Source organism: Microbulbifer sp. ABH2_005 (assembly GCF_056160005.1).
Genome location: NZ_JBSWWI010000003.1, coordinates 181,387 through 202,199 on the forward strand (window position 1 = coordinate 181,387; position 20,813 = coordinate 202,199).

Consider the following 20,813-nt stretch of genomic DNA (forward strand, 5'->3'; position numbering starts at 1 on the left):
GAGACAGTATGAAAGACAGACTGAACAACGATTTCCAGTTTATCGACGTGGCCCGTATAGATCCGCCGAAGAAAGATATCATCGCGCGCACCAGTGAGTTTGTGGAGATTTACCAGCCATCCAGTGAAAACCAGGTGGCGAGCCAGGCACACCGCTGCCTGGACTGCGGCAATCCCTACTGCGAGTGGAAGTGCCCGGTGCATAACTACATTCCCAACTGGCTGAAATTGATCAGCGAGGGGAATGTGATTGAGGCGGCGGAACTCTGCCACGAGACCAACACCCTGCCGGAAGTGTGTGGGCGCGTTTGTCCCCAGGACCGGTTGTGTGAAGGCGCCTGTACCCTCAACGATGGTTTCGGCGCCGTGACCATCGGTAATGCAGAAAAATACATCACCGATACCGCCTTTGCCCTGGGTTGGCGCCCGGATCTCAGCCATGTGGAAAAGACCGGTAAAAAAGTCGCGATCGTGGGCGCAGGCCCCGCCGGACTGGGCTGCGCTGATATCCTGATACGCAACGGAGTGCAGCCGGTAGTCTTCGACAAGCACCCGGAGATCGGTGGCCTGATCACCTTCGGCATCCCTGAGTTCAAGCTAGAAAAGTCGGTGATGGAAAAGCGCCGCGAGGTGTTCGTTGAGATGGGGGTGGAGTTCTGCCTCAACACCGAGGTGGGCAAGGACATCAGCTTTGAGCAGTTGCTCAATGACTATGATGCCGTCTTCCTGGGGATGGGTACCTACAACTACATGAAGGGCGGCTTCCCCGGTGAGGACCTGCCCGGCGTGCACGACGCCTTGCCGTTCCTGGTGGCCAACGTCAATCGCAACATGGGTTGGGAGAAGGATCCCGCTGAATTTGTCTCGGTGGAAGGCAAGCGCGTAGTGGTGCTGGGTGGTGGTGATACCGCCATGGACTGTAACCGCAGCTCTATTCGACTGGGGGCCAAGAGCGTGACCTGTGCCTATCGTCGCGATGAGGAAAATATGCCGGGCTCCCGCCGTGAAGTGGGCAACGCCAAAGAGGAAGGGGTGCAGTTCCTGTTCAACCGCCAGCCGGTGGAAATTGTCGGTGATGGCAAGGTCTCTGGAGTGAAAGTGGTCACCACCGAGCTGGGTGAGCCCGATGAAAACGGGCGTCGCCGCCCTCAGGTGGTATCCGGTTCCGAAGAGATTATCCCGGCAGATATTGTGTTGGTTGCCTTTGGTTTCCGCCCGAGCCCGGCGGAGTGGTTTACCGAGCACAATATCGAAGTGGCGGACTGGGGCGGTGTCGTGGCCCCGGAAGAACAGAAGTACAAGTTCCAGACCTCTAACGAGAAAGTCTTTGCCGGTGGCGATATGGTGCGCGGTTCCGACCTGGTAGTGACGGCCATTTGGGAAGGGCGTCAGGCCGGCGAGGGTATTCTCGATTACCTGGACATCTGATTTCCCAGGCTGCGGATGGGAGGCTTTGTGCCTCCCATTTTTATATCTTTGTATATCAGCGCCAGCTCTCAACTTGCCTGAATGATATTTTTGCCACGCTGTATCTAGTGGCCCCGCCCCCTGTACAATGGCCGTTTTTTTAGCCCGCTCGGTGTACCTATGTCTGATACCAAACCGTCCGAATTGAAAAACGACCGCTTTCTCCGCGCCCTGCTGCGCCAGCCCGTGGATCGAACACCAGTGTGGATGATGCGCCAGGCGGGTCGCTACCTACCCGAGTACCGAGCCAGCCGTGCCGAGGCTGGTAGCTTTATGGATCTGTGCCGTAATACCGAATTGGCGTGCGAGGTCACCTTGCAGCCACTGGAGCGCTATCCTCTCGATGCGGCCATTTTGTTCTCCGATATTCTCACCATTCCCGATGCCATGGGGCTCGGTCTCTATTTTGCTGAGGGCGAAGGCCCTAAATTCCATAAGCCACTGCGCACTGCCGCTGATATCGAGGCATTGGAAGTGGTCAACAGCGAACGGGATCTGGACTATGTGATGAATGCGGTGTCCACCATTCGCCGCGAGCTGAATGGCCGCGTGCCGCTGATCGGTTTTTCCGGCAGCCCCTGGACCCTGGCCACCTACATGATCGAGGGCGGTTCCAGCAAAGACTTTGCCCGCAGCAAGGAAATGCTCTACAACCGCCCCGAGCTGATGCACCAGCTGCTGACCGTACTCGCCGATTCTGTAACCGACTACCTGAATGCACAGATTCGCGCCGGTGCCCAGGCGGTACAAATCTTCGATACCTGGGGCGGTGCCCTGAGTCACAGCGCCTACCGCGAATTCTCCCTGCAATACATGCAGCGTATTCTCAGCGGTCTGATCAAAGAAGCCGATGGCCGCCGGGTACCCGCTATCCTGTTCACCAAAGGGGGTGGTCAGTGGTTGGAAGCGATGGCGGATACCGGTGCCGATGCCTTGGGGCTCGATTGGACCACCGATATCGGCAGTGCCCGCGCCAGAGTTGGGGATCGCGTTGCCCTGCAGGGTAATCTGGATCCCTCCGTGCTCTACGCCAGCCCGGAGCGCATCCGTCAAGAAGTGGAAGCTGTGCTGGAGTCCTTCGGCCAGGGTAGCGGCCATGTTTTCAACCTTGGCCACGGTATTACCCCGAAAGTCGACCCAGCCCACGCCGGCGCCATGATCGAGGCAGTGGTAGAGCTTTCCGCAAAATATCACGCTTAACTGTGGCATCTAGTGTCTGAGTCTGTGAATACAGTCTCACTTTGTATAGGTGCTCGCCAATATCTGTCCGTGATATAAATGTGCGCTTGCCCGAGGGGCCCCAGAGATAGAGCGGGGGCCCTTGTTGAGGGCGGTCTCCAGGCATTTATTACAGTGGTCGGTACCTCCCGAAGTGGCACTCGAACAGGCAAAAATCTCCGTCGGTGATCTCCAGCGCGGTATGTTTGTGTCCAGGCTAGACAAGCCCTGGGCCCAGACGCCATTCGCGCTACAGGGATTTTATATCCGCGATTTGGAGGAGATTCGCCAGCTGCAGAAGTACTGCCGTTTTGTCTATGTAGACGTGCACAAGACGGTAGGTAGTGCCGGTGTCACCTTGCGTCGCCTGGTCGGCGCCAGTGGCGCAAGCTCTAAAAGGCATGGCCGAGCTGCCATGCGCGTCACGATTCCCTGTCGCCCCGTTGCGGTCTCTCACAAAGCTTATCCCCCCCCTCAGCCCGCCCAGCGCGAGGCCGGCAATGCGCGCAAGTTGCACGGTCAAATATTGCGCGGCATGGGTGAAGTAATGGGACTGGTAGCTAACAATCGACCACTGCCAGTGCCACAGATGAACCGGGTGGTAGAGGATTTGGTTGAGAGCGTGCTGCGCAGCCCGGATGCCTTTGCCTGGCTGGCGCGAGTGCGCGACAGGGATGAGCACACTTACAGCCACTCGGTGCGTGCCAGTATCTGGGCAGTGTTGTTTGGCCGGCATATCGGCTTGGCTCGGCACGAGCTGGTACAGCTGGGGGTGGCCACCCTGTTAAAGGATGTGGGCAAGTTATCGATTCCGGCAGAAGTGCTGCAGATGCTCCAGCGTGACCCGCGCAGCGAACTGGAGTACCGCAAATTTGTGCAGCACAGTGTGCAGATGCTATCGGCGGATGCCCAGGTCGATCCCCAGGTAATCGATATTGTGCGCGCTCATCGCGAGCGACACGACGGCGGTGGTTATCCCGGCGGTTTGCGCGGTGACAAGATTCCCGTATTGGCGCGCATGTGTGGCATCGTGACCTTTTACGATGAAGCGACGAACCCCCGTGGCATCAGCCAGCCCATTGCGCCTTCCAAGGCCGTGGCGGAACTCTATGATCTGCGCGGCATTGCCTACCAGGAACAGCTGGTTGTCGAATTTATTCAGGCGATAGGTCTCTATCCCACCGGTACCCAGGTAGAACTCTCCAGCGGAGAAGTGGGTGTCGTGGTAGAGCAGACTTACGACCGTCGTTTGCGCCCGAAGGTGATGATTGTGCTGGACGCGCATAAGCGCCAACTGAGCAAACCGCGCCTGTTTGACCTGGCAGCTGCGGAAGACCGTGCCGAAAAGCTGATTGAGCGGGGCAAGATGCGTCCAGAGGAAAAGATCAGCATAGTGCGGGATATAGAGCCAGGGGTTTACCCGGAAGTGAATACCTCGGCGGTGCGGGACGATTACCTTTTCAATAGTGGTGGGCAGTTGTCCCGCTTTTTCTCGCGTCTGGCCAGGTAGTAATTCCTTGAGGGAAGCCGTGAGAGCGGCGCTGCTTACCGCTCTCACGGAAAATTAGTCGGCGTCGGCTATCATGCTGCCGAAATACTCACCCATGCGCACAGGGGTTTCCGCCTCAAGGCTGTCCAGCCAGCGCACTTGCTCCGCCCCAAACAACATGACCACTGTGGAGCCCAGTTTAAAGCGCCCCATCTCCTCGCCTTTTTTCAGGTGAACAGGTGCACTCTCCATATAGTTGGTGGTGCGTACATCGCGGGTATGGGGAGTTACCTGACCGGCCCAAACGGTCTCGATTCCGGCGACGATCATGGCGCCTACCAAAATCATGGCCATGGGTCCGGCGACCGTATCGAATACACATACCAAGCGCTCGTTGCGGGCGAACAGGCGCGGCACATTTTCCGCGGTCACGGTATTGACCGAAAACAGCTGACCCGGCACATAAGTCATACTGCGGAGTGTGCCGTCGATAGGCATATGCACCCGGTGGTAATCCTTGGGTGACAGGTACACTGTGGCGAAGTGGCCGTCGTCAAACTGGGCCGCTAACTCTGGATCACCGCCCACCAATTCCAGCAGGCTGTAGTCGTGCCCCTTGGCCTGGAACACGCGGCCATTGTGAATAGCACCGAGCTGACTAATAGCGCCGTCTGCCGGACAGGCCAGACTATCTTCACTGCTGACAATCGGCCGTGCGCCCTCTTTGAGTTCACGGGTAAAAAAGTCGTTGAAGGTGCGATAGGCGGTGCAATCGGTCTCTTTGGCCTCCTGCATATCGACACCGTACTTCTCGACGAACCAGCGGGTAAAGGGGTCCTTGATCGACTTGATCTCGGTATTCGCCAGCCAGCCCGCAGCGCGGGAAAGAGCGTGCTGCGGAGTCAGGTATTGCAGGGCGGTAAAGAGTTTTGGATTCATACGGGTACAACGTTTTCCGGTAATGCTTACTGTTCGACGGGCGTATTGGGCAGGTTGCCCCACTCACTCCAGGAGCCTGGGTAGGCGCGAATATCAAAACCCAGGGATTTACCCACCAACCAGGTAAAGCCGGAGCGGTGATGACTTTGGCAGTGGGTGACGATTTTATGTGCTTCATTGATGCCGAGCTTGGCGAGTAGCTCGCGCGCATCGGTGCGGATACGCAGGTCGCGCTGTGGGTCCATCAGCTGGGTCCACTCACAGTTGATCGCGCCGGGAATATGACCGCCCTTGGTAGCCAAGACCCTTTCTCCGCAGTATTCCTGGGGGGAGCGGGCATCCCAAACGAGGAAGTCGGGGTTGCCCAGGTGCTCCTGGATTTCCTGGGCATTCATGGCGGCATCGGTATCGATCGAGACTTCGATATCGCTTGGGGTAACCTGTGATTCCTCAGTGGTCAGCGGCAAGCCGGCGCCGCGCCAGGCGTGCATGCCGCCGTTCAAGTAGCTGTAATTGCGGTGGCCAACACACTCCAGCGTCCACAGAAAGCGTCCGGCCCAGCCGCCGCCTTCATCATCACAGGCCACTACATGGGTTTCCGGGCGCAGGCCAATAGCGCGAAAAACTCGGGTCAGCTGCTCGGCGCTGGGGAGTTTACCCGGCGCAGGGGCAGTACCCGCCATCAGTGCCTGAAATGGCAGGTGCAGGGCGCCGGGGATGTGTCCGTTCACATAGTTTTGCAGGGAGCTGAGGTCGACAACCAATAATTCCTCGTGCTCCAGCTCGGCGGCGAGCTCTTCCGCCTCAATAATCAGGTTCAAAATTTATTCTCCGATTCCAGGCTGTTGCGCAGGTGTAAAAAGCTGTTCATACGGCGCTCACTGATGTCGCCGTTGGCCAGTGCCTCGTGAATGGCACAGCCGGGTTCGCCCTGATGGCTGCAGTCGCGAAAGCGGCAGTGACCGATAAAGGGGCGGAATTCCACAAACCCTTCCAGTAGCGCGGCCTCCTCCATATGCCAGAGACCAAACTCGCGGATGCCGGGAGAGTCTATCAGATCGCCCCCGCTGGGCAGGTGAAACAGTTCCGCCGCGGTGGTGGTGTGAGTGCCCTTCAGGGTTGCCTCGGACAGGGCGCCGGTACGGGCGCCGGCGCTGGGTAGCAGGGCATTGACCAGCGAAGATTTACCCACACCGGACTGTCCGACAAAGACGCTGCTGCCCTTGGCCAGGGTTTCGAGCAGATGTGGCAGGCCCTCACCGGTTTTAGTGGAAAGACGCAGCACTGGGTAGCCGAGGTCGGGGTAGGGGGCCAGTAGGGTTTCGAGTGCCTGGCGGTTGCCATCGTCGATTAGGTCAATTTTATTCAACAGCAGGATTGGTGCTATGCCGGTGGTCTCTGCGGCGACCAGGTAGCGGTCGATGGCATTGGCGAAGGGCTCCGGGTAGGGGGCTATAACGATCACAATGCGATCGATATTGGCCGCTACGGTTTTCAGGTCGCCGTAGCGATCAGGGCGCTGCAGCTCTGAGTTGCGCGGCAACCGCGCACCCACAACCCCATAGCCGCCATCACTATCACTGGTGGCGGGACGCCAGGCGACGCGATCGCCGGTCACCAGGGTGTCGATATTGGCACGCATGTGGCAGCGCTGGCGCAGGGAGGCATCGCTCTCACTTTCCACCAAAATCTGGGTGCCATAATTGGCGATGACCAGGCCAGTCTGTTCCTGGCCCAGTTGACCGTCGTCCAGGGCCTGCTCTGCGGACTCCTCGCGCTTGCGCGCGCGGGCCTCGCGTTCCTGCTGGATCTTGGCGACGCGCCACTGTTGGCGGCGGTTTAATTTGCGTTTACTCATGCACTGGCACCTGGAGATTAGCGGCGGATTATAGCCATTGCCGGGTAGTTGCGGTAACTTGCGCGGAAAGTTTGAGGAGACCCGCTGTGGATCAGAACAACCTGATCTGGATAGATCTGGAGATGACCGGCCTCGATCCGGACAAAGAGCGCATTATCGAAATCGCCACCATTGTGACCGATTCGCGGCTGAATATACTCGCCGAGGGCCCGGCGATGGTGATTCACCAGAGTAATGCCCTTCTGGATGCCATGGACGACTGGAACACCGAGCAGCACGGCGGTTCTGGTTTAGTGGCAAAGGTAAAGGAGTCGAATATTTCCGAGCGGGAAGCGGAGCGGGAGACCCTGGAGTTCCTACGCCACTGGGTACCGGAGGGGGCCTCGCCGATGTGCGGTAACTCTATCGGCCAGGACCGCCGCTTCTTGGTCAAATATATGCCGCAGCTGGAATCCTACTTCCACTACCGCAATCTGGATGTGAGCTCGGTAAAAGAGCTGGCCAGGCGCTGGCGACCGGATGTGTTGGATGGGGTGAAAAAGCACAGCAGCCATTTGGCTCTTGACGATATTCGCGACTCCATCGAAGAGCTGCGCCACTACCGCGAGACCTTCTTCCGCCTCAGTTAAGCTTCCGATTTAGCAAGGTACTCGGCTGAGAGGAGCCTCTTTTCTGCCACCTCGACTCTCTTCCGAGCCTCGTTTAGGGGCTTAGGTTTCACGCTTGATCTTGCGCTTGCGCTTGCGTCCACTGCGCAACCGCACCAGGGCCCAATCGATATGCTCCAGCACCAGAGGTGTGGCCGTTTGCCGCGCCTTTTCGAGGCACTCGAAAACCTCTTCGCTGGCCGTGCCGTTGCCGAGCGCCACCGCCAGGTTGCGCTGCCAGCGCTCGTAGCCGATACGGCGGATTGGCGAGCCCTCAGTCTTGCGCAAAAACTCCTCCTCGCTCCAGTTGAACAGCGCCAGCAGCTCGCCGTTGTCGAGGCCGTGGCGCGGGTGGAAGTCCTGCTCTGCGGTGGGTTTGGCAAACTTGTTCCAGGGGCAAATCGTCTGACAATCGTCGCAGCCAAAAACCCGATTGCCGATGGGCTCGCGGAATTCCTCCGGAATCGGCCCCTTGTTTTCGATGGTCAGGTAAGAGATGCAGCGCCCGGCGTCTAAGGTGCGCGGGCCGATAAAGGCATCGGTTGGGCAGACTTTAAGGCAGGCCACGCAATCGCCGCACTCGTCGGTATAATCTCCGGCATCGACAGGCAAGGGCAGATTGGTATAGATCTCGCCGAGGAAGAAAAAAGAGCCAGCTTTGGAATTGATCAGCAGGCAGTTCTTGCCGACCCAGCCGAGGCCGGCCTTGCGCGCCAGAGCGCGTTCCATCACCGGTGCGCTGTCGGTGAAGGCGCGGCCCTTGGAATCGATGCCCTGTTCGGCACAGAAGGCATCGATCTTCCTGGCCAGGCTGGCCAGGCGCTTGCGGATCAGCTTGTGGTAGTCGCGACCATTGGCGTAACGGGAGACATAGGCCTTACTGGAATCCTTGAGCACTTTGATCGGCTGGGTATCCGGTGGCAGGTAGTCAAGGCGCACACTGATGGCGCGCACGGTTCCTTCCTCTAATAGTGCCGGGCGCCAGCGTTTTTCCCCGTGGGCGCCCATCCACTCCATATCCGCGTGGTAGCCCTTATCGATCCAGGCGCGCAGGCGCTCACCGTCCTCCTCCAGCTGGCAGTCGGTGATACCAACCTGCTGGAAGCCCAGCTCCCGTCCCCAGAGTTTGATCAGGTCGGCTAATTCGGCGAGCAGTGATTCGGTCATAGATAAAGCGGCTCGATATCCCATGCAAGCACAATGACTGGCCGGGGCGGTATACTTTACTGTCAGTGCAAGTGGCAGCGATACAATCGCCCATTTTGCCACAGATGACATCTTCACCACATTGCGGGAGCCGCATGGATACGCCACAACCTCTGTACAGTGCCGAATCGGTACGGGAACTCGATCGACAAACAATCGCCGCGCTGGAAATTCCTTCGATACAACTGATGAAGCGCGCGGCCCGCGCCGCTTTCACCCATTTGCGCGCCCGTTGGGCGGATATCGGCCGCATCCAGGTGTTTTGTGGCGGTGGCAACAACGGCGGTGACGGCTATGTGATTGCGGCTCTGGCTGCGCAGAAGAAGATACCGGTGACGGTGTTTGCCTGTAGCGACCCCGAACTCTTGAAGGGCGATGCCCGCGAGGCTCATGCCTACGCCGTTCGCGAAGGCGTTCAGGTGCTGACCTCGCTGACCGAGCTGGACAGTGCCGACGGCAACACCCTGATCGTGGATGCACTGCTGGGGACAGGGTTTAGCGGTGAATTGCGTCAGGATGTTGCTCATGCCATTGAGCGAATTCGCAAGAGTCCCGGTCCGGTTTTTTCCGTGGATATTCCCTCGGGCCTGAGTGCCGATAGTGGCAGCGCGGATCTGGCCGTTCAGGCCGATATGACCGTGACCTTTATCGGTCGAAAGCTGGGCCTCTACTGTGGACGTGGCCCGGCGCTTTGTGGCGAGGTGATCTTTGCCGATCTGGGTGCCCCCGCACTTGTTTATCAAGCGTTAGAGCCCCTGGCGCAACGGTTCGAGGGCTCCAGTCTGAAACGCCTGCCCGAGCGTGCTGCGGACAGCTACAAGAATATGTTTGGCCATATTTTGATAGTCGGTGGCGACAGCGGTTTCGGTGGCGCAGCGTTGATGGCGGCACAGTCCTCTGCGCGCAGTGGCGCCGGTCTGATCTCCCTGGCGACCCGCCCGGAACACTTAACTGCCGCTTTGACCCGCTGCCCAGAGGTCATGGCCCATCCGGTTATTTCTGGCCAGGAACTGGAACCACTTTTAGAGGGGCCCGATGTCATCGCAGTGGGCCCGGGTCTCGGCCGCTCTCCCTGGAGCGAGCAGCTACTGGCTCGCGCCGGCCGCGCTCAGGTGCCGCTGGTGGTGGATGCGGATGCGCTGAATATCCTCGCCGCCGGGCGGGTACTCGCTGGCGTAAAACGCGATGATTGGGTGCTGACGCCCCATGTGGGTGAGGCGGCGCGCCTGCTCGGCTGCGATACCGCCGAGGTACTGGCGGACCCCCGCGCGGCGGCGGTGGCAGTTCAGCAGAAATTCAGTGGTGTGGTGATACTAAAAGGCGCCGGCACCCTGATTGCCCACGAAGGCGGTGTCGATCTGATCAACAGCGGCAATCCGGGTATGGCCTCGGGAGGCATGGGAGATCTGCTCACCGGAATAGTGGCGGCCTTGATCGGTCAGCACCTGCCTTTGGTAGATGCGGCGCGCCTGGCAGTTTGGCTGCATGGCGAAGCGGGTAACCGCGCCGCGGAGGATGGTCAGCGCGGCTTACTGGCCACAGATTTATTGCCCTGGATTCGACGGTTGGTGGACTGATAGTGAGTGAACTGAAATTGCATTTAGCGGACGAAGAGGCAACGGTGGCCGGCGGCGAAGCGCTGGGCCGCGCCTGCCTGGCCAGTGGCCTACAGCAGGGGCTCACCCTGTACCTGAATGGCCAGCTGGGCGCCGGCAAGACCACCTTTTGTCGCGGAGTGTTGAGAGCCTTCGGGCACCAGGGCGCGGTGAAAAGTCCGACTTACACACTGGTTGAGCCCTACGAACTCGGCCCCCAGCGGGTATATCACTTCGACCTCTATCGCTTGGGAGATGCCGAGGAGTTGGAGTTTATGGGCGTGCGGGACTATTTCGCCGCGCATAGCCTGAGCCTGGTGGAATGGCCGGAACGCGGCGCTGGCGTTTTGCCCGAACCAGATTTGGAATTGACTCTGCAAGTGCCGGACAGCGGCCGCCAGCTGCTGTTGAATACCCACTCCAAACAGGGAGAAGCGGTGCTCGATACCCTGGCAAAGATGCTACATAAATAGGAATTGGCCTGAATTCAGGGATGTGTAAAAACAATAAGTGAAAGGGTTGGGAAGTAATGAGTAGGATGTGGCGCTCGCTGGTGGCCCTGATAATCGGGCTGACAATCGCACTGCCGTTGACAGCGGCAGAAGTAGAGGGCGTGCGCCTGTGGCGGGCGCCGGATCACACGCGCCTGGTCTTCGACTTGAGCGGCCCGGCGGAACACAAGTTGTTTACCCTGAGCGGACCGCACCGGGTGGTGGTAGATATTGCCGATACCCAATTGAAGGCGCAGTTAGAGACTCTGGACCTTAAGGAGACCCCCATCGCCCAAGTGCGCCACGCCCGCCACAATAAGAAAGATCTGCGTGTTGTCCTCGATCTGAAGCAGCAGATCAATCCGCGCAGTTTTTCCCTGCGCCGTCATGAGTTACTGCCGGATCGCCTGGTGCTTGATCTTTACGACAAAGTGGAAAATCAAGAGAAGACCCTGCAGCAGGTGAGCACTGAACGCGACATCGTTATTGCCGTGAATGCTGGTCACGGTGGGGAGGACCCTGGCGCATTGGGACCAAGAGGTCTGCGCGAAAAAGATGTGGTGCTGGCTATTGCGCGAAAACTACATAAAGAACTCGATCGCGAGCGGGGTTTCAGCGCGAAATTGGTCAGAACCGGCGATTACTTTATTCCCCTGCGTCAGAGGGTGAAGAAGGGGCGCAAAATGCGCGCGGATCTGTACATTTCGATTCACGCCGATGCCTTTACCCGCAAGGAGGCCCGCGGTGCCGGTGTCTATGCAGTTTCCTCGCGTGGTGCTACCAGTGAGACTGCACGTTTCCTGGCCCAGCGGGAAAACGAGTCCGATCTGATAGGCGGTGCTGGTGACTTGAGCCTGGATGATAAGGATGACACCCTGGCAGGGGTATTACTGGATTTGTCGATGACTGCCACCATGAATGCCAGCCTGGATATTGGTGCCAGTGTACTGAATTCACTGGCCAGCTTTACACACTTGCACAAAAAGAAAGTGGAGCAGGCGAATTTTTCGGAGTTGCGAAACCCGGACGTTCCCTCAATTTTGGTGGAAACGGGCTTTATCACTAATCCCTACGAGTCACGGCGATTGAGTAATCCCAAGTTTCAACAGCGTATGGCAGAAAAGCTCAGTGAGGGTATAGTGGCTTACTTTCGTGCTAACCCTCCGGCGGGTAGCTGGCTGGCGGCCAACAAGCCTGCCAAGTCGCACCGCCATGTGATTAGCCGCGGCGAGACACTGTCTGGAATCGCTGCACGTTACCGGATTTCCGTGGCCTCCCTGAAGAAAGCCAACGGTATTAATAGCTCAGTGATCCGCGTGGGGCAGACTCTGAGTATCCCCTCGGGTTAGTCTCAAAGTTACCGCCTTATCGGCCCTTCAAATTAGCGTTAACAAGTCAGAGTTATGCACGAACGTATCCAGCAATTATCTCCGCGTCTCGCCAACCAGATCGCTGCCGGTGAGGTGGTCGAACGCCCCGCCTCTGTAATCAAGGAGCTGCTGGAAAACAGTTTGGATGCCGGCGCCACGCGGCTGGAAGTGGATATTGATAACGGCGGTATCAAGCGCATGAAAGTGCGCGATAACGGCAAGGGTATCGAGAAAGAGGATTTGCCCATGGCGCTGGCGCGCCATGCCACTTCTAAAATTCACGTGCTGGAAGATCTGGAGGCGGTGGCTACCCTGGGATTCCGCGGTGAGGCACTGGCCAGTATTTCCTCTGTCGCGCGCTTAAACCTGACTAGCAGCCGCGATGAGAGCGGCAAGGGCTGGCAGGTAAGTGCCGAGGGCCGAGATATGCAGGCGCAGTTGGCGCCGGCGGCCCACCCGCGTGGCACTACCGTGGATGTGCGCGACCTGTTTTTCAATACGCCGGCAAGACGCAAATTCCTGCGCACCGAGAAGACCGAATTTAATCGTATCGACGACACCATCAAGCGCCTGGCACTGTCCCGCTTCGATGTGTCTATCAGTCTGCGCCACAACGGTAAGGGCGTGCATAACCTGCGCGCCGGCAGCGGCCGCGTGGAGATGGAACGCCGCGTGGCCCAGGTATGCGGTCCGGCGTTTATGCAGAATGCCCTGCATATCGATGTTGAGCGCAGTGGTTTGCGCCTGTGGGGTTGGGTGGCCGAGCCGGCTTTTTCCCGCTCCCAGGCCGATCTGCAATTCTTCTACGTCAATGGGCGTGCTATTCGCGACAAAGTGGTGAGTCACGCGGTGCGCCGTGCCTTTGCGGATGTGCTTTATCACGGCCGCCATCCGGCGTTTGTGCTCTATCTGGAGCTGGACCCGGCATCGGTGGATGTAAATGTACACCCGACCAAGCACGAGGTGCGTTTCCGCGATGGTCGCTTGGTACACGACTTTTTGTTTGGCAGTTTGCATCGGGCTCTGGCGGATGTGCGCCCAGGGCAGAAAGATGAGCAAGCTGAAGAGGCTGATGGGCAAGAGAATGGTGCTGCTGAAAGAGTCAGTGGTATTCAGGCGGGAGAGTTTTCCGGCCAGCAAAAAATGCCGCTCTCCAATCGCCCCTCACCGTCGAGTTTGCAGCAGCAAATGAATGCCTACGGCGCCCTGCATCAACCCTACCGGGAGCCGGCGGGTGTTGCCGAGTCTGCAGCCACAGACATAGCCGCGGCTCAGCCTGGCGTTGCAGTTGCGCCTATGGCAGTGAAGATGCCAATTGCCAACGACAATGCCAGTGGGGAAGAGATCCCGCCGCTGGGTTTTGCCATCGCTCAGCTGCACGGCATTTATATTCTCGCGCAGAACGAACAGGGCATGATCGTGGTGGACATGCACGCTGCCCACGAGCGTATTGTTTACGAACAGATGAAAACGGCCCATGCCGCCGGCGGCATTCAGGCGCAGCCATTGCTGGTGCCGGTGAGTTTGGCGGTGAGCCAGCGCGAGGCGGATTGCTTCGAAGAGCGCAGTGAGGTTTTCACTTCTCTCGGCTTTGTGCTGCAGCGCGCCGGCCCGGAAACCCTGCTGGTACGCCAGGTGCCCACCATGTTGCACGGTGCCCAGGTGGAGCAACTGGTGCGCGATGTACTGTCGGATTTACTTGGGCAGGGCGACAGTGAGCGCATTGGCGAGCGCATCAACGAAGTGCTCGCCACCATGGCCTGTCACGGTTCTGTGCGCGCCAACCGTCGCCTGACGGTGCCGGAAATGAATGCGCTGCTACGAGACATGGAGCGCACCGAGCGCAGCGGCCAGTGCAATCACGGCCGCCCGACCTGGACCCAGGTTAAACTGGCGGATATGGATAAGTGGTTTATGCGCGGTCAATAACCGCGTTTGGGAAGTAGGTGTTGATTTGAACGAGCGCACTCTGGATGATAAACCCCACGCAATTTTCCTGATGGGCCCGACGGCATCGGGCAAGACGGATTTGGCTATGGCCTTGGCCGATCGCCTGCCGGTGGAATTAATTAGCGTGGATTCGGCCCTAGTCTACCGGGGTCTTGATCTTGGCTCGGCCAAACCCAGTGCAGAGGAGCTGGCCCGCTACCCCCACCGTTTGATTGATATCTGTGACCCCAGCGAGTCCTATTCCGCCGGTCGTTTTCGCAAAGATGCTCTCGAAGCTATGGACGAAATCAGCACAGCCGGTAAGATCCCTTTACTGGTTGGCGGAACTATGTTGTATTTCCGTGCTCTCCTAGAAGGAATGGCAAAATTGCCAGAGGCCGACCCGCAACTGCGTGCGGAAATTGAAGCGCGTGCCGAGCGCGAGGGCTGGCCCGCGTTACACGCGGAGCTGGCACAAGTCGATCCACAGCTGGCAGCGGAATTGCACCCCAATCACTCGGTGCGCATCGAGCGGGGACTGGAGGTTTATCGGCTTACCGGTGTGCCTCTGTCCCAGTTGCGTCGCGAGCAGGCTGGGGGTGGTGTGCAGGAACGCTACCGGTTGAGTCAGTTGGCGATTATGCCTCGCGATAGGTCGCTACTTCATGAGCGTATCGAACTGCGTTTTCGGCGGATGCTTGAAGCCGGATTTGTGCAGGAAGTGCGCGGTTTGTATGGGCGCAGCGATCTGCACGAGGACCTGCCGGCAATTCGCGCAGTGGGCTATCGTCAAGTGTGGCAGTACCTGGATGGGCGCTGCGATTACGATGAGATGGTTGCCGCGGGAATTGCCGCCACCCGCCAGTTGGCAAAGCGCCAGCTGACCTGGTTGCGGCGCTGGCCTGAGCTGGAAATTTTGTACACTCAGGATAGTGAGGGCGGGGTGCGTGAGAATGATGAAATATTGGCCGAAGCCTTGAAATTTCTCGCTTAAGCATCCATAACGTGGTTGGGCTATAAAACGACAAGCTCAGTCAGTCAGTTTTCACAGGGCCGGCCTTTTCCGGCTCGCTACTACACTACTTATACGCGTATTCGACCTCAGTCGTTTTTTGATCCGCGCTCTTCGCGGATGCGATTGCGGCCTGCATCCGCATTCAGCTTTTTGACAAGGAGAAAAAAGATGTCAAAAGGGCACAGCTTACAAGACCCTTACCTCAACGTACTGCGCAAAGAGCGTATCCCGGTTTCTATCTATCTGGTAAACGGCATCAAGCTCCAAGGGCAAATTGAATCTTTCGACCAGTTTGTGGTGTTGCTGAAAAATACCGTTAGCCAAATGGTATACAAGCACGCTATCTCCACTGTTGTACCGTCGCGCGCTGTGCGCGTTCCACTGTTGAACCCAGCCGCACAACACGGCGGAGAGGGCAATGGTGAAGGCGGTGAGCGCGAATCTTTCAGCTGATTGCGTTGCGTGTTATCGAGACTCGCGCCCCATTGCCGGGGCGCTAGCAGCCGTGTGAATCTGATATTAGATTTCCGGCTGCCACTTCAATCAGGGAGCCGGGTAGGCGTCCACTTCCTCATACAGAGATTTCCCATTGTTTTTCGATCGACCGGAATCCGGTGAACTGGCAGTACTGGTACACCTCGAACTCTCCGCTATAGACAGCCCAGATGATCCTCGCGAATTTGAGGAGCTTGCCCTCTCTGCCGGAGCAGACCCGGTCAGTTTTATCTTTGGACAGCGCGCCACTCCAGACCCCAAGACTTTTGTCGGTCGGGGCAAGCTGGAAGAGATTCGCCAGGTGGTGAAAGAGCAGGGTGCCGAACTGGTGATCTTTGATCACACCCTGTCTCCCAGTCAGGAGCGCAACGTTGAGCGCGAACTCAAGTGTCGGGTGTTGGATCGCACCGGTCTGATCCTCGATATTTTCGCCCAGCGTGCGCGTACCCACGAAGGTAAATTACAGGTGGAGCTTGCGCAGTTGCGTCATATGGCCACCCGGCTGGTGCGCGGCTGGACCCACTTGGAACGGCAAAAAGGCGGTATCGGCTTGCGCGGTCCGGGTGAGACCCAGCTGGAAACTGATCGCCGCCTGCTGCGCGCGCGTATAGATTCCATTGAGAAGCGCCTGGAAAAAGTCCGCCGCCAGCGGGAACAGGGCCGGCGTGCGCGCTCCCGTGCCGAGGTGGCCACAGTTTCCCTGGTGGGTTATACCAACGCCGGTAAGTCGACCCTGTTTAACCGGCTTACCGACGCCGATGTATACGTGCGCGATCAATTGTTTGCGACCCTTGATCCGACCATGCGCAGGGTTGAATTACCCAATGTTGGCGCCATGATCCTTGCAGATACTGTTGGTTTTGTTTCGCACCTGCCACACAAATTGGTTGAGGCATTTCGTGCGACTCTGGAGGAGGCCGCCCAGGCAACACTGCTACTACACGTAGTGGATGCCGCCGCAGAGGATCGCCTGCACTTGATGGAAGAGGTACAGACCGTGCTCGAGGAAATCGGGGCATCGGATCTTCCACAACTGCTGGTGTACAACAAAATCGATCTGCTCGCCGACTTTGAGCCTCGCATCGATCGCGATGAACAGGGCGTGCCACGCGCGGTTTGGCTGTCCGCGGTCACAGGCGCAGGCTGTGATCTTTTGGTGGAGGCGATTGCGGAGCGCCTGGGCGAGCAAATGGTGCAGGGCCTGCTGGTAGTGAGGCCACAGCAATCCCGCTTGCGCGCCCAGCTCTATCAGATCAATGCAGTGCAGAGCGAACAATACCGGGATAATGGCGACTGCGAGTTGCAGTTATTGTTGCCGCGCAGTGATTTCCAGCGTTTGCTGGCTCCATTTTTAAATGCCGGTGAAGAGCCGGAGTGGTTGCCACAAGAAAATATTCGTGGCGATAGCAGTAGCGACAGCGAAGCGCAGTAGCCTTAGTGCCAGCCTCTTGTAGAAGGGCTGAGGCGGCCGCGATTTCGACAAAATTGCCTTTGGCAGAGGTTTGGCGGCAATATTTTGCCGGCGGGGAATGCTAGAATCCGCCGGAGTAAAAGCTTAAATGATCAGAGTTGGAGTAATTTAGATGGCCTGGAATGAACCGGGTGGTAACAACGGCAAAGACCCTTGGGGTGGTGGCGGCGGTAACCGCAATAACGATGGTCCACCGGATCTCGACGAGCTGTTCCGCAAAGTCCAGCAGAAACTCGGCGGATTGTTTGGCGGTAGCCCAAGCACCGGAACGGGTAAATTCCCATGGATGCTGGTGATTGTTATCGCGGTATTAATTTATGCGGGACTCGGTATTTATCAGGTTAACGCCAACGAACAGGCGGTGGTGTTGCGCCTGGGTAAATACCATTCGACTGAGTCCGCCGGTCTGCACTGGAACCCGCCGCTGATTGATCATGTCACCAAGGTCAATATGACTGAGGTGCGTACCGAGCGCACCACCGGACAGATGCTGACCGAAGATGCCAATATCGTGGAAGTGGTATTGACCGTTCAGTGGCAAGTGAGTGATGCGGAATCTTTTGTGCTGCGTGTGCGCGAGCCGGTGAAGAGCCTGCAGGAGGCCACTGACAGCGCCCTGCGCCACGTGGTGGGCTCCCTCACTCTAAACGGTGTGATTTCACAAAACCGGACCCAGGTATCCACTGACACTCAGCAGCGCCTGCAGGAGTACCTGGATCTCTATCAGACGGGTATCCGCATTGATGTGGTGAACCTCACTGATGCCAAGGCGCCTCGCGAAGTGCAAGATGCGTTTGACGATGTGACCAAGGCCCGCGAGGACGAGGTGCGTCTGCAAAATGAAGCCCAGGCATACGCCAACCAGGTGATCCCGGTTGCCCGCGGTCAAGCCCAGCGCATTATCGAGGAGGCCGAGGCCTACAAGGCTCGTGTTGTAGAGAGTGCCCGCGGTGAGGCAGTGCGCTTCGAGAAGCTGCTGACAGAGTACGAGCGCGCGCCGGAAGTGACCCGCGAGCGTCTTTACCTGGATGCGGTACAGGATGTGATGGCCAGCACTTCCAAAGTGATGGTCGATGTCGAGGGTGGCAACAACATGATGTACCTGCCGCTGGATAAGCTGGCGCAGGAGAGCACGACTCAGGCTGTCCAGCGCAAAGACACCTCCCCGGTCATAATCGAAGAGGTCTACCAGCGTATCGTCGAGCGCCTGCGTCAGGATGCTGCCAGCAGCCGTCGCAGCCAGACTGTTCGCTAGGAGGTGATGGAATGAACAACAAAACTCTGGGAATTATCGTCGTACTGTTGCTCGGCATCCTATTGGTTTCCTCCAGTGCCTTTGTAGTGAAGGAAACGGAAAAGGCCGTGTTGCTGCGTTTCGGTGAGCTGGTGCGCACCTATACCGAGCCGGGTCTCCACTTCAAGATCCCGTTTGCGGAAAAGCTGCGCAAGTTCGATGCACGTATCCAAACGGTCGACTCCAGTCCGGTGCGTATGCTCAATAGCGAAAACAAGTTCATGATGGTGGACTCCTACGCTAAATATCGTATCTCCGATGTGAGTAAGTTCTACATCGCTACCCGCGGTGATCAACGCAATGCGGTGCGCCTGCTATCTGAGCGGGTCAATGACCAGCTGCGGAACCAGTTCGGTGTGCGCGATCTGCACGAGGTGGTCAGTGGTGAGCGCGATGAATTGATGGCGGAGATCACCAAAAATCTGAACAAGGTGGCTCAGGGTGATTTGGGTGTGGAAGTGATTGATGTACGTGTCAAGCGTATCGACCTGCCACCGGAAGTCTCCGAGTCTGTGTTCCAGCGTATGCGCGCAGGTCGTGAGCTCGAAGCGCGGGATCATCGCGCCAAGGGCCAGGAAGCCAGTGAGCGTATCAAGGCCAATGCCGATCGCCAGAAGGTGGTGATCGAGTCTGAGGCCTACCGCCAGGCTGAAGAACTGCGTGGTGCCGGCGATGCGGAGGCGGCAGCTATTTACGCCGCGGCCTACACCAAGAACCCCGAGTTCTACCGCTTTACCCGCAGCCTGCAGGCCTACAGGGAATCCTTCCGCAGTAAATCCGACATGATGCTGGTGGATCCAGATAGTGAGTTTTTCCGCTACCTGAAGGATCCCAAAGGGCAATAAACCAGCCCGCGGGGCAAATGGCAGCGGATTATCCCTAACCGCTAGCCGTTTACCCAAGGTCGCGGCTGTCCTTGCGACAGCCCTACCTTCCTGCCGGCAGTTGGTGCTAAAATCACGCAAACCGGGCCTCGCCCGGTTTTTTTGTGGAAGCCGACGCGCCTCATTAACTCTTAAAAAGTCCGTTACACCATGACTCAAGCCGATCGTTGGATGCTGCCGGATGGCATCGCGGAGATTTTGCCCGCGGGTGCCGTTCAAGTTGAAACCCTGCGCCGCCGACTGTTGGACCTCTACCATTGCTGGGGGTATGAGTTGGTGATACCGCCAATGCTGGAATTCACCGAATCCCTGCTGGTTGGCATGGGGCGCGATCTCGATTTGAGCACTTTCAAGGTCACAGACCAGATCTCCGGGCGTACACTCGGCATCCGCGCCGATATTACCCCGCAGACCGCGCGCATCGATGCGCACAGCTTTCCCCGCGCCGGGGCCAACCGCTTGTGTTACGCGGGCCAGGTCCTGCACACCCGGGCACGCACTGCCATGGGCTCGCGCGCGCCCATCCAGATAGGTGCGGAATTGTTTGGCGTGGACAGCCTCGCTGGGGATATCGAGGTGATCTCCCTGATGCTGGAGAGTCTGCAGGTTGCTGGGGTGGAAGATATTTATTTGGACCTCGGTCACGTCGCCATCTACCGAAGCCTCGCCGAGGCGGCCGAGCTCGGCGACAGTGCGCGTGAAGAGTTGTCCGCGCTGCTGCAGAACAAGGCCAGTGCCGATGTCCACAGTTGGGTGTCAGAGAATATTAGCGACTTGCAGGTAGCAGCCTGGTTGCAGGCTCTGCCGGGTCTCGCTGGTGGCCTCGATTGCCTGGAGCGGGCCGCCACGCAGTTGGCGGGGGCACCGCAGCCACTGCTGGATGCATTGTCTGACCTGCAGCAGGTGGCCGAGGCTCTGGGGCAGCGCTACCCGGCAGTGACGCTCTTTTTTGATTTGAGTGAAGTGCGTGGCTACGACTATGAGACCGGTTTGGTATTCGCCGCTTACACGCCGGGCCACGGGCAGGCGCTCGCCAACGGGGGTCGCTACAACGGCATAGGCGCGGTATTTGGTCGGGATCGGCCGGCAACAGGATTTAGTAGTGATTTAGTGGCCCTCAATACCCTGGGTATAAGTGCAACCCCCAGTGAGGGCGCCATACTCGCGCCGGAAGTGAGCGGCCCGCAAGGCGCCGAGCTTTGGCGCATAGTTGACGAGCTGCGCCAGCGGGGAGAAGTGGTGATTGCCACGCTTTCCGATAGCGCAGAGAGCGATGTCTATTCGCGCTGTGATCGCGAACTGGTATTGGAAGGCAATTCCTGGGTGGTGAAGCCCCGGGATTGAGCACAGGCGGGCGCAGTGGATGTGCCGATAATGTGCATATTGGTGCGGTGAACTCCGCAAGATCCATTGATGTAGGGGCCTCTTGGCCTCCCGCAGAACGAA

Annotated in this window: 18 protein-coding genes; 14 read left to right on the forward strand and 4 right to left on the reverse strand. The window is 58.3% G+C overall.

Translation table 11 applies throughout. From position 1 onward, the window contains the following. Positions 1-8: 8 nt before the first annotated feature. The 3 genes from ACXAFI_RS19735 (at position 9) to ACXAFI_RS19745 (ending at position 4,194) form a co-directional block, all read left to right on the forward strand. Positions 9-1,427 carry an FAD-dependent oxidoreductase gene (locus ACXAFI_RS19735; protein WP_444920754.1) on the forward strand — a complete coding sequence of 473 codons (1,419 nt, stop codon included), beginning with the start codon at positions 9-11 and terminating at the stop codon, positions 1,425-1,427. Positions 1,428-1,586: 159 nt separating this feature from the next. Beyond that, the gene (gene hemE, locus ACXAFI_RS19740) at positions 1,587-2,666 is read left to right on the forward strand and encodes a uroporphyrinogen decarboxylase (protein WP_475110132.1); all 1,080 of its coding nucleotides are present in this window, start codon (positions 1,587-1,589) and stop codon (positions 2,664-2,666) included. A 124-nt stretch (positions 2,667-2,790) separates the two neighbouring features. Further along, the gene (locus tag ACXAFI_RS19745; protein WP_475110133.1) at positions 2,791-4,194 is read left to right on the forward strand and encodes an HD-GYP domain-containing protein; all 1,404 of its coding nucleotides are present in this window, start codon (positions 2,791-2,793) and stop codon (positions 4,192-4,194) included. A 54-nt stretch (positions 4,195-4,248) separates the two neighbouring features. Here the strand turns inward: ACXAFI_RS19745 and asd are convergent, their stop codons facing one another. The 3 genes from asd to rsgA are packed head-to-tail and all read right to left on the reverse strand — an operon-like array spanning position 4,249 to position 6,970. Further along, a complete protein-coding gene (asd, locus tag ACXAFI_RS19750; protein ID WP_475110134.1) occupies positions 4,249-5,112 on the reverse strand; it encodes an archaetidylserine decarboxylase in 864 nt (287 codons plus the stop codon). A 26-nt stretch (positions 5,113-5,138) separates the two neighbouring features. After that, positions 5,139-5,933, reverse strand: a complete 795-nt coding sequence (locus ACXAFI_RS19755) for a sulfurtransferase (protein WP_475110135.1) — start codon at positions 5,931-5,933, stop codon at positions 5,139-5,141. Continuing rightward, positions 5,930-6,970 (reverse strand): small ribosomal subunit biogenesis GTPase RsgA, encoded by a 1,041-nt coding sequence (gene rsgA / locus ACXAFI_RS19760; RefSeq protein ID WP_475110136.1) that lies wholly within the window; start codon positions 6,968-6,970, stop codon positions 5,930-5,932. The genes ACXAFI_RS19755 and rsgA overlap by 4 nt, the downstream gene beginning before the upstream one ends. An 86-nt stretch (positions 6,971-7,056) precedes the next feature. Between rsgA and orn the strand changes: the two genes are divergently transcribed. Continuing rightward, the gene (gene orn, locus ACXAFI_RS19765) at positions 7,057-7,599 is read left to right on the forward strand and encodes an oligoribonuclease (protein WP_152450702.1); all 543 of its coding nucleotides are present in this window, start codon (positions 7,057-7,059) and stop codon (positions 7,597-7,599) included. A gap of 81 nt (positions 7,600-7,680) precedes the next feature. Here orn and queG read toward each other — a convergent pair whose 3' ends face one another. After that, a complete protein-coding gene (queG, locus tag ACXAFI_RS19770; protein ID WP_475110137.1) occupies positions 7,681-8,784 on the reverse strand; it encodes a tRNA epoxyqueuosine(34) reductase QueG in 1,104 nt (367 codons plus the stop codon). 134 nt (positions 8,785-8,918) lie between these two features. Between queG and ACXAFI_RS19775 the strand changes: the two genes are divergently transcribed. The 10 genes from ACXAFI_RS19775 (at position 8,919) to ACXAFI_RS19820 (ending at position 20,711) form a co-directional block, all read left to right on the forward strand. Beyond that, positions 8,919-10,400 carry an NAD(P)H-hydrate dehydratase gene (locus ACXAFI_RS19775; RefSeq protein WP_475110138.1) on the forward strand — a complete coding sequence of 494 codons (1,482 nt, stop codon included), beginning with the start codon at positions 8,919-8,921 and terminating at the stop codon, positions 10,398-10,400. Between the two features lie 2 nt (positions 10,401-10,402). Continuing rightward, complete coding sequence (tsaE, locus tag ACXAFI_RS19780; protein ID WP_475110139.1) at positions 10,403-10,891, forward strand: tRNA (adenosine(37)-N6)-threonylcarbamoyltransferase complex ATPase subunit type 1 TsaE; 489 nt, start codon at positions 10,403-10,405, stop codon at positions 10,889-10,891. 56 nt (positions 10,892-10,947) lie between these two features. Continuing rightward, positions 10,948-12,258, forward strand: coding sequence for an N-acetylmuramoyl-L-alanine amidase (locus tag ACXAFI_RS19785; protein WP_475110140.1), 1,311 nt, complete (start codon positions 10,948-10,950; stop codon positions 12,256-12,258). Positions 12,259-12,312: 54 nt separating this feature from the next. Further along, complete coding sequence (gene mutL, locus ACXAFI_RS19790; protein ID WP_475110141.1) at positions 12,313-14,208, forward strand: DNA mismatch repair endonuclease MutL; 1,896 nt, start codon at positions 12,313-12,315, stop codon at positions 14,206-14,208. A 70-nt stretch (positions 14,209-14,278) separates the two neighbouring features. Further along, positions 14,279-15,202: a tRNA (adenosine(37)-N6)-dimethylallyltransferase MiaA gene (gene miaA, locus ACXAFI_RS19795; RefSeq protein ID WP_475110170.1), complete on the forward strand. Its 924-nt coding sequence runs from the start codon at positions 14,279-14,281 to the stop codon at positions 15,200-15,202. A gap of 189 nt (positions 15,203-15,391) precedes the next feature. Then, on the forward strand, positions 15,392-15,676 hold the full coding sequence (gene hfq, locus ACXAFI_RS19800) for an RNA chaperone Hfq (RefSeq protein ID WP_020413623.1): 285 nt from the start codon (positions 15,392-15,394) through the stop codon (positions 15,674-15,676). A 136-nt stretch (positions 15,677-15,812) separates the two neighbouring features. Next, positions 15,813-17,150, forward strand: coding sequence for a ribosome rescue GTPase HflX (hflX, locus tag ACXAFI_RS19805; protein ID WP_475110142.1), 1,338 nt, complete (start codon positions 15,813-15,815; stop codon positions 17,148-17,150). A gap of 151 nt (positions 17,151-17,301) precedes the next feature. Next, positions 17,302-18,444 carry an FtsH protease activity modulator HflK gene (hflK, locus tag ACXAFI_RS19810; protein ID WP_475110143.1) on the forward strand — a complete coding sequence of 381 codons (1,143 nt, stop codon included), beginning with the start codon at positions 17,302-17,304 and terminating at the stop codon, positions 18,442-18,444. An 11-nt stretch (positions 18,445-18,455) separates the two neighbouring features. After that, positions 18,456-19,328, forward strand: coding sequence for a protease modulator HflC (gene hflC, locus ACXAFI_RS19815; protein WP_444920766.1), 873 nt, complete (start codon positions 18,456-18,458; stop codon positions 19,326-19,328). Between the two features lie 189 nt (positions 19,329-19,517). Next, positions 19,518-20,711, forward strand: coding sequence for an ATP phosphoribosyltransferase regulatory subunit (locus ACXAFI_RS19820; RefSeq protein WP_475110144.1), 1,194 nt, complete (start codon positions 19,518-19,520; stop codon positions 20,709-20,711). Positions 20,712-20,813 lie beyond the last annotated feature (102 nt).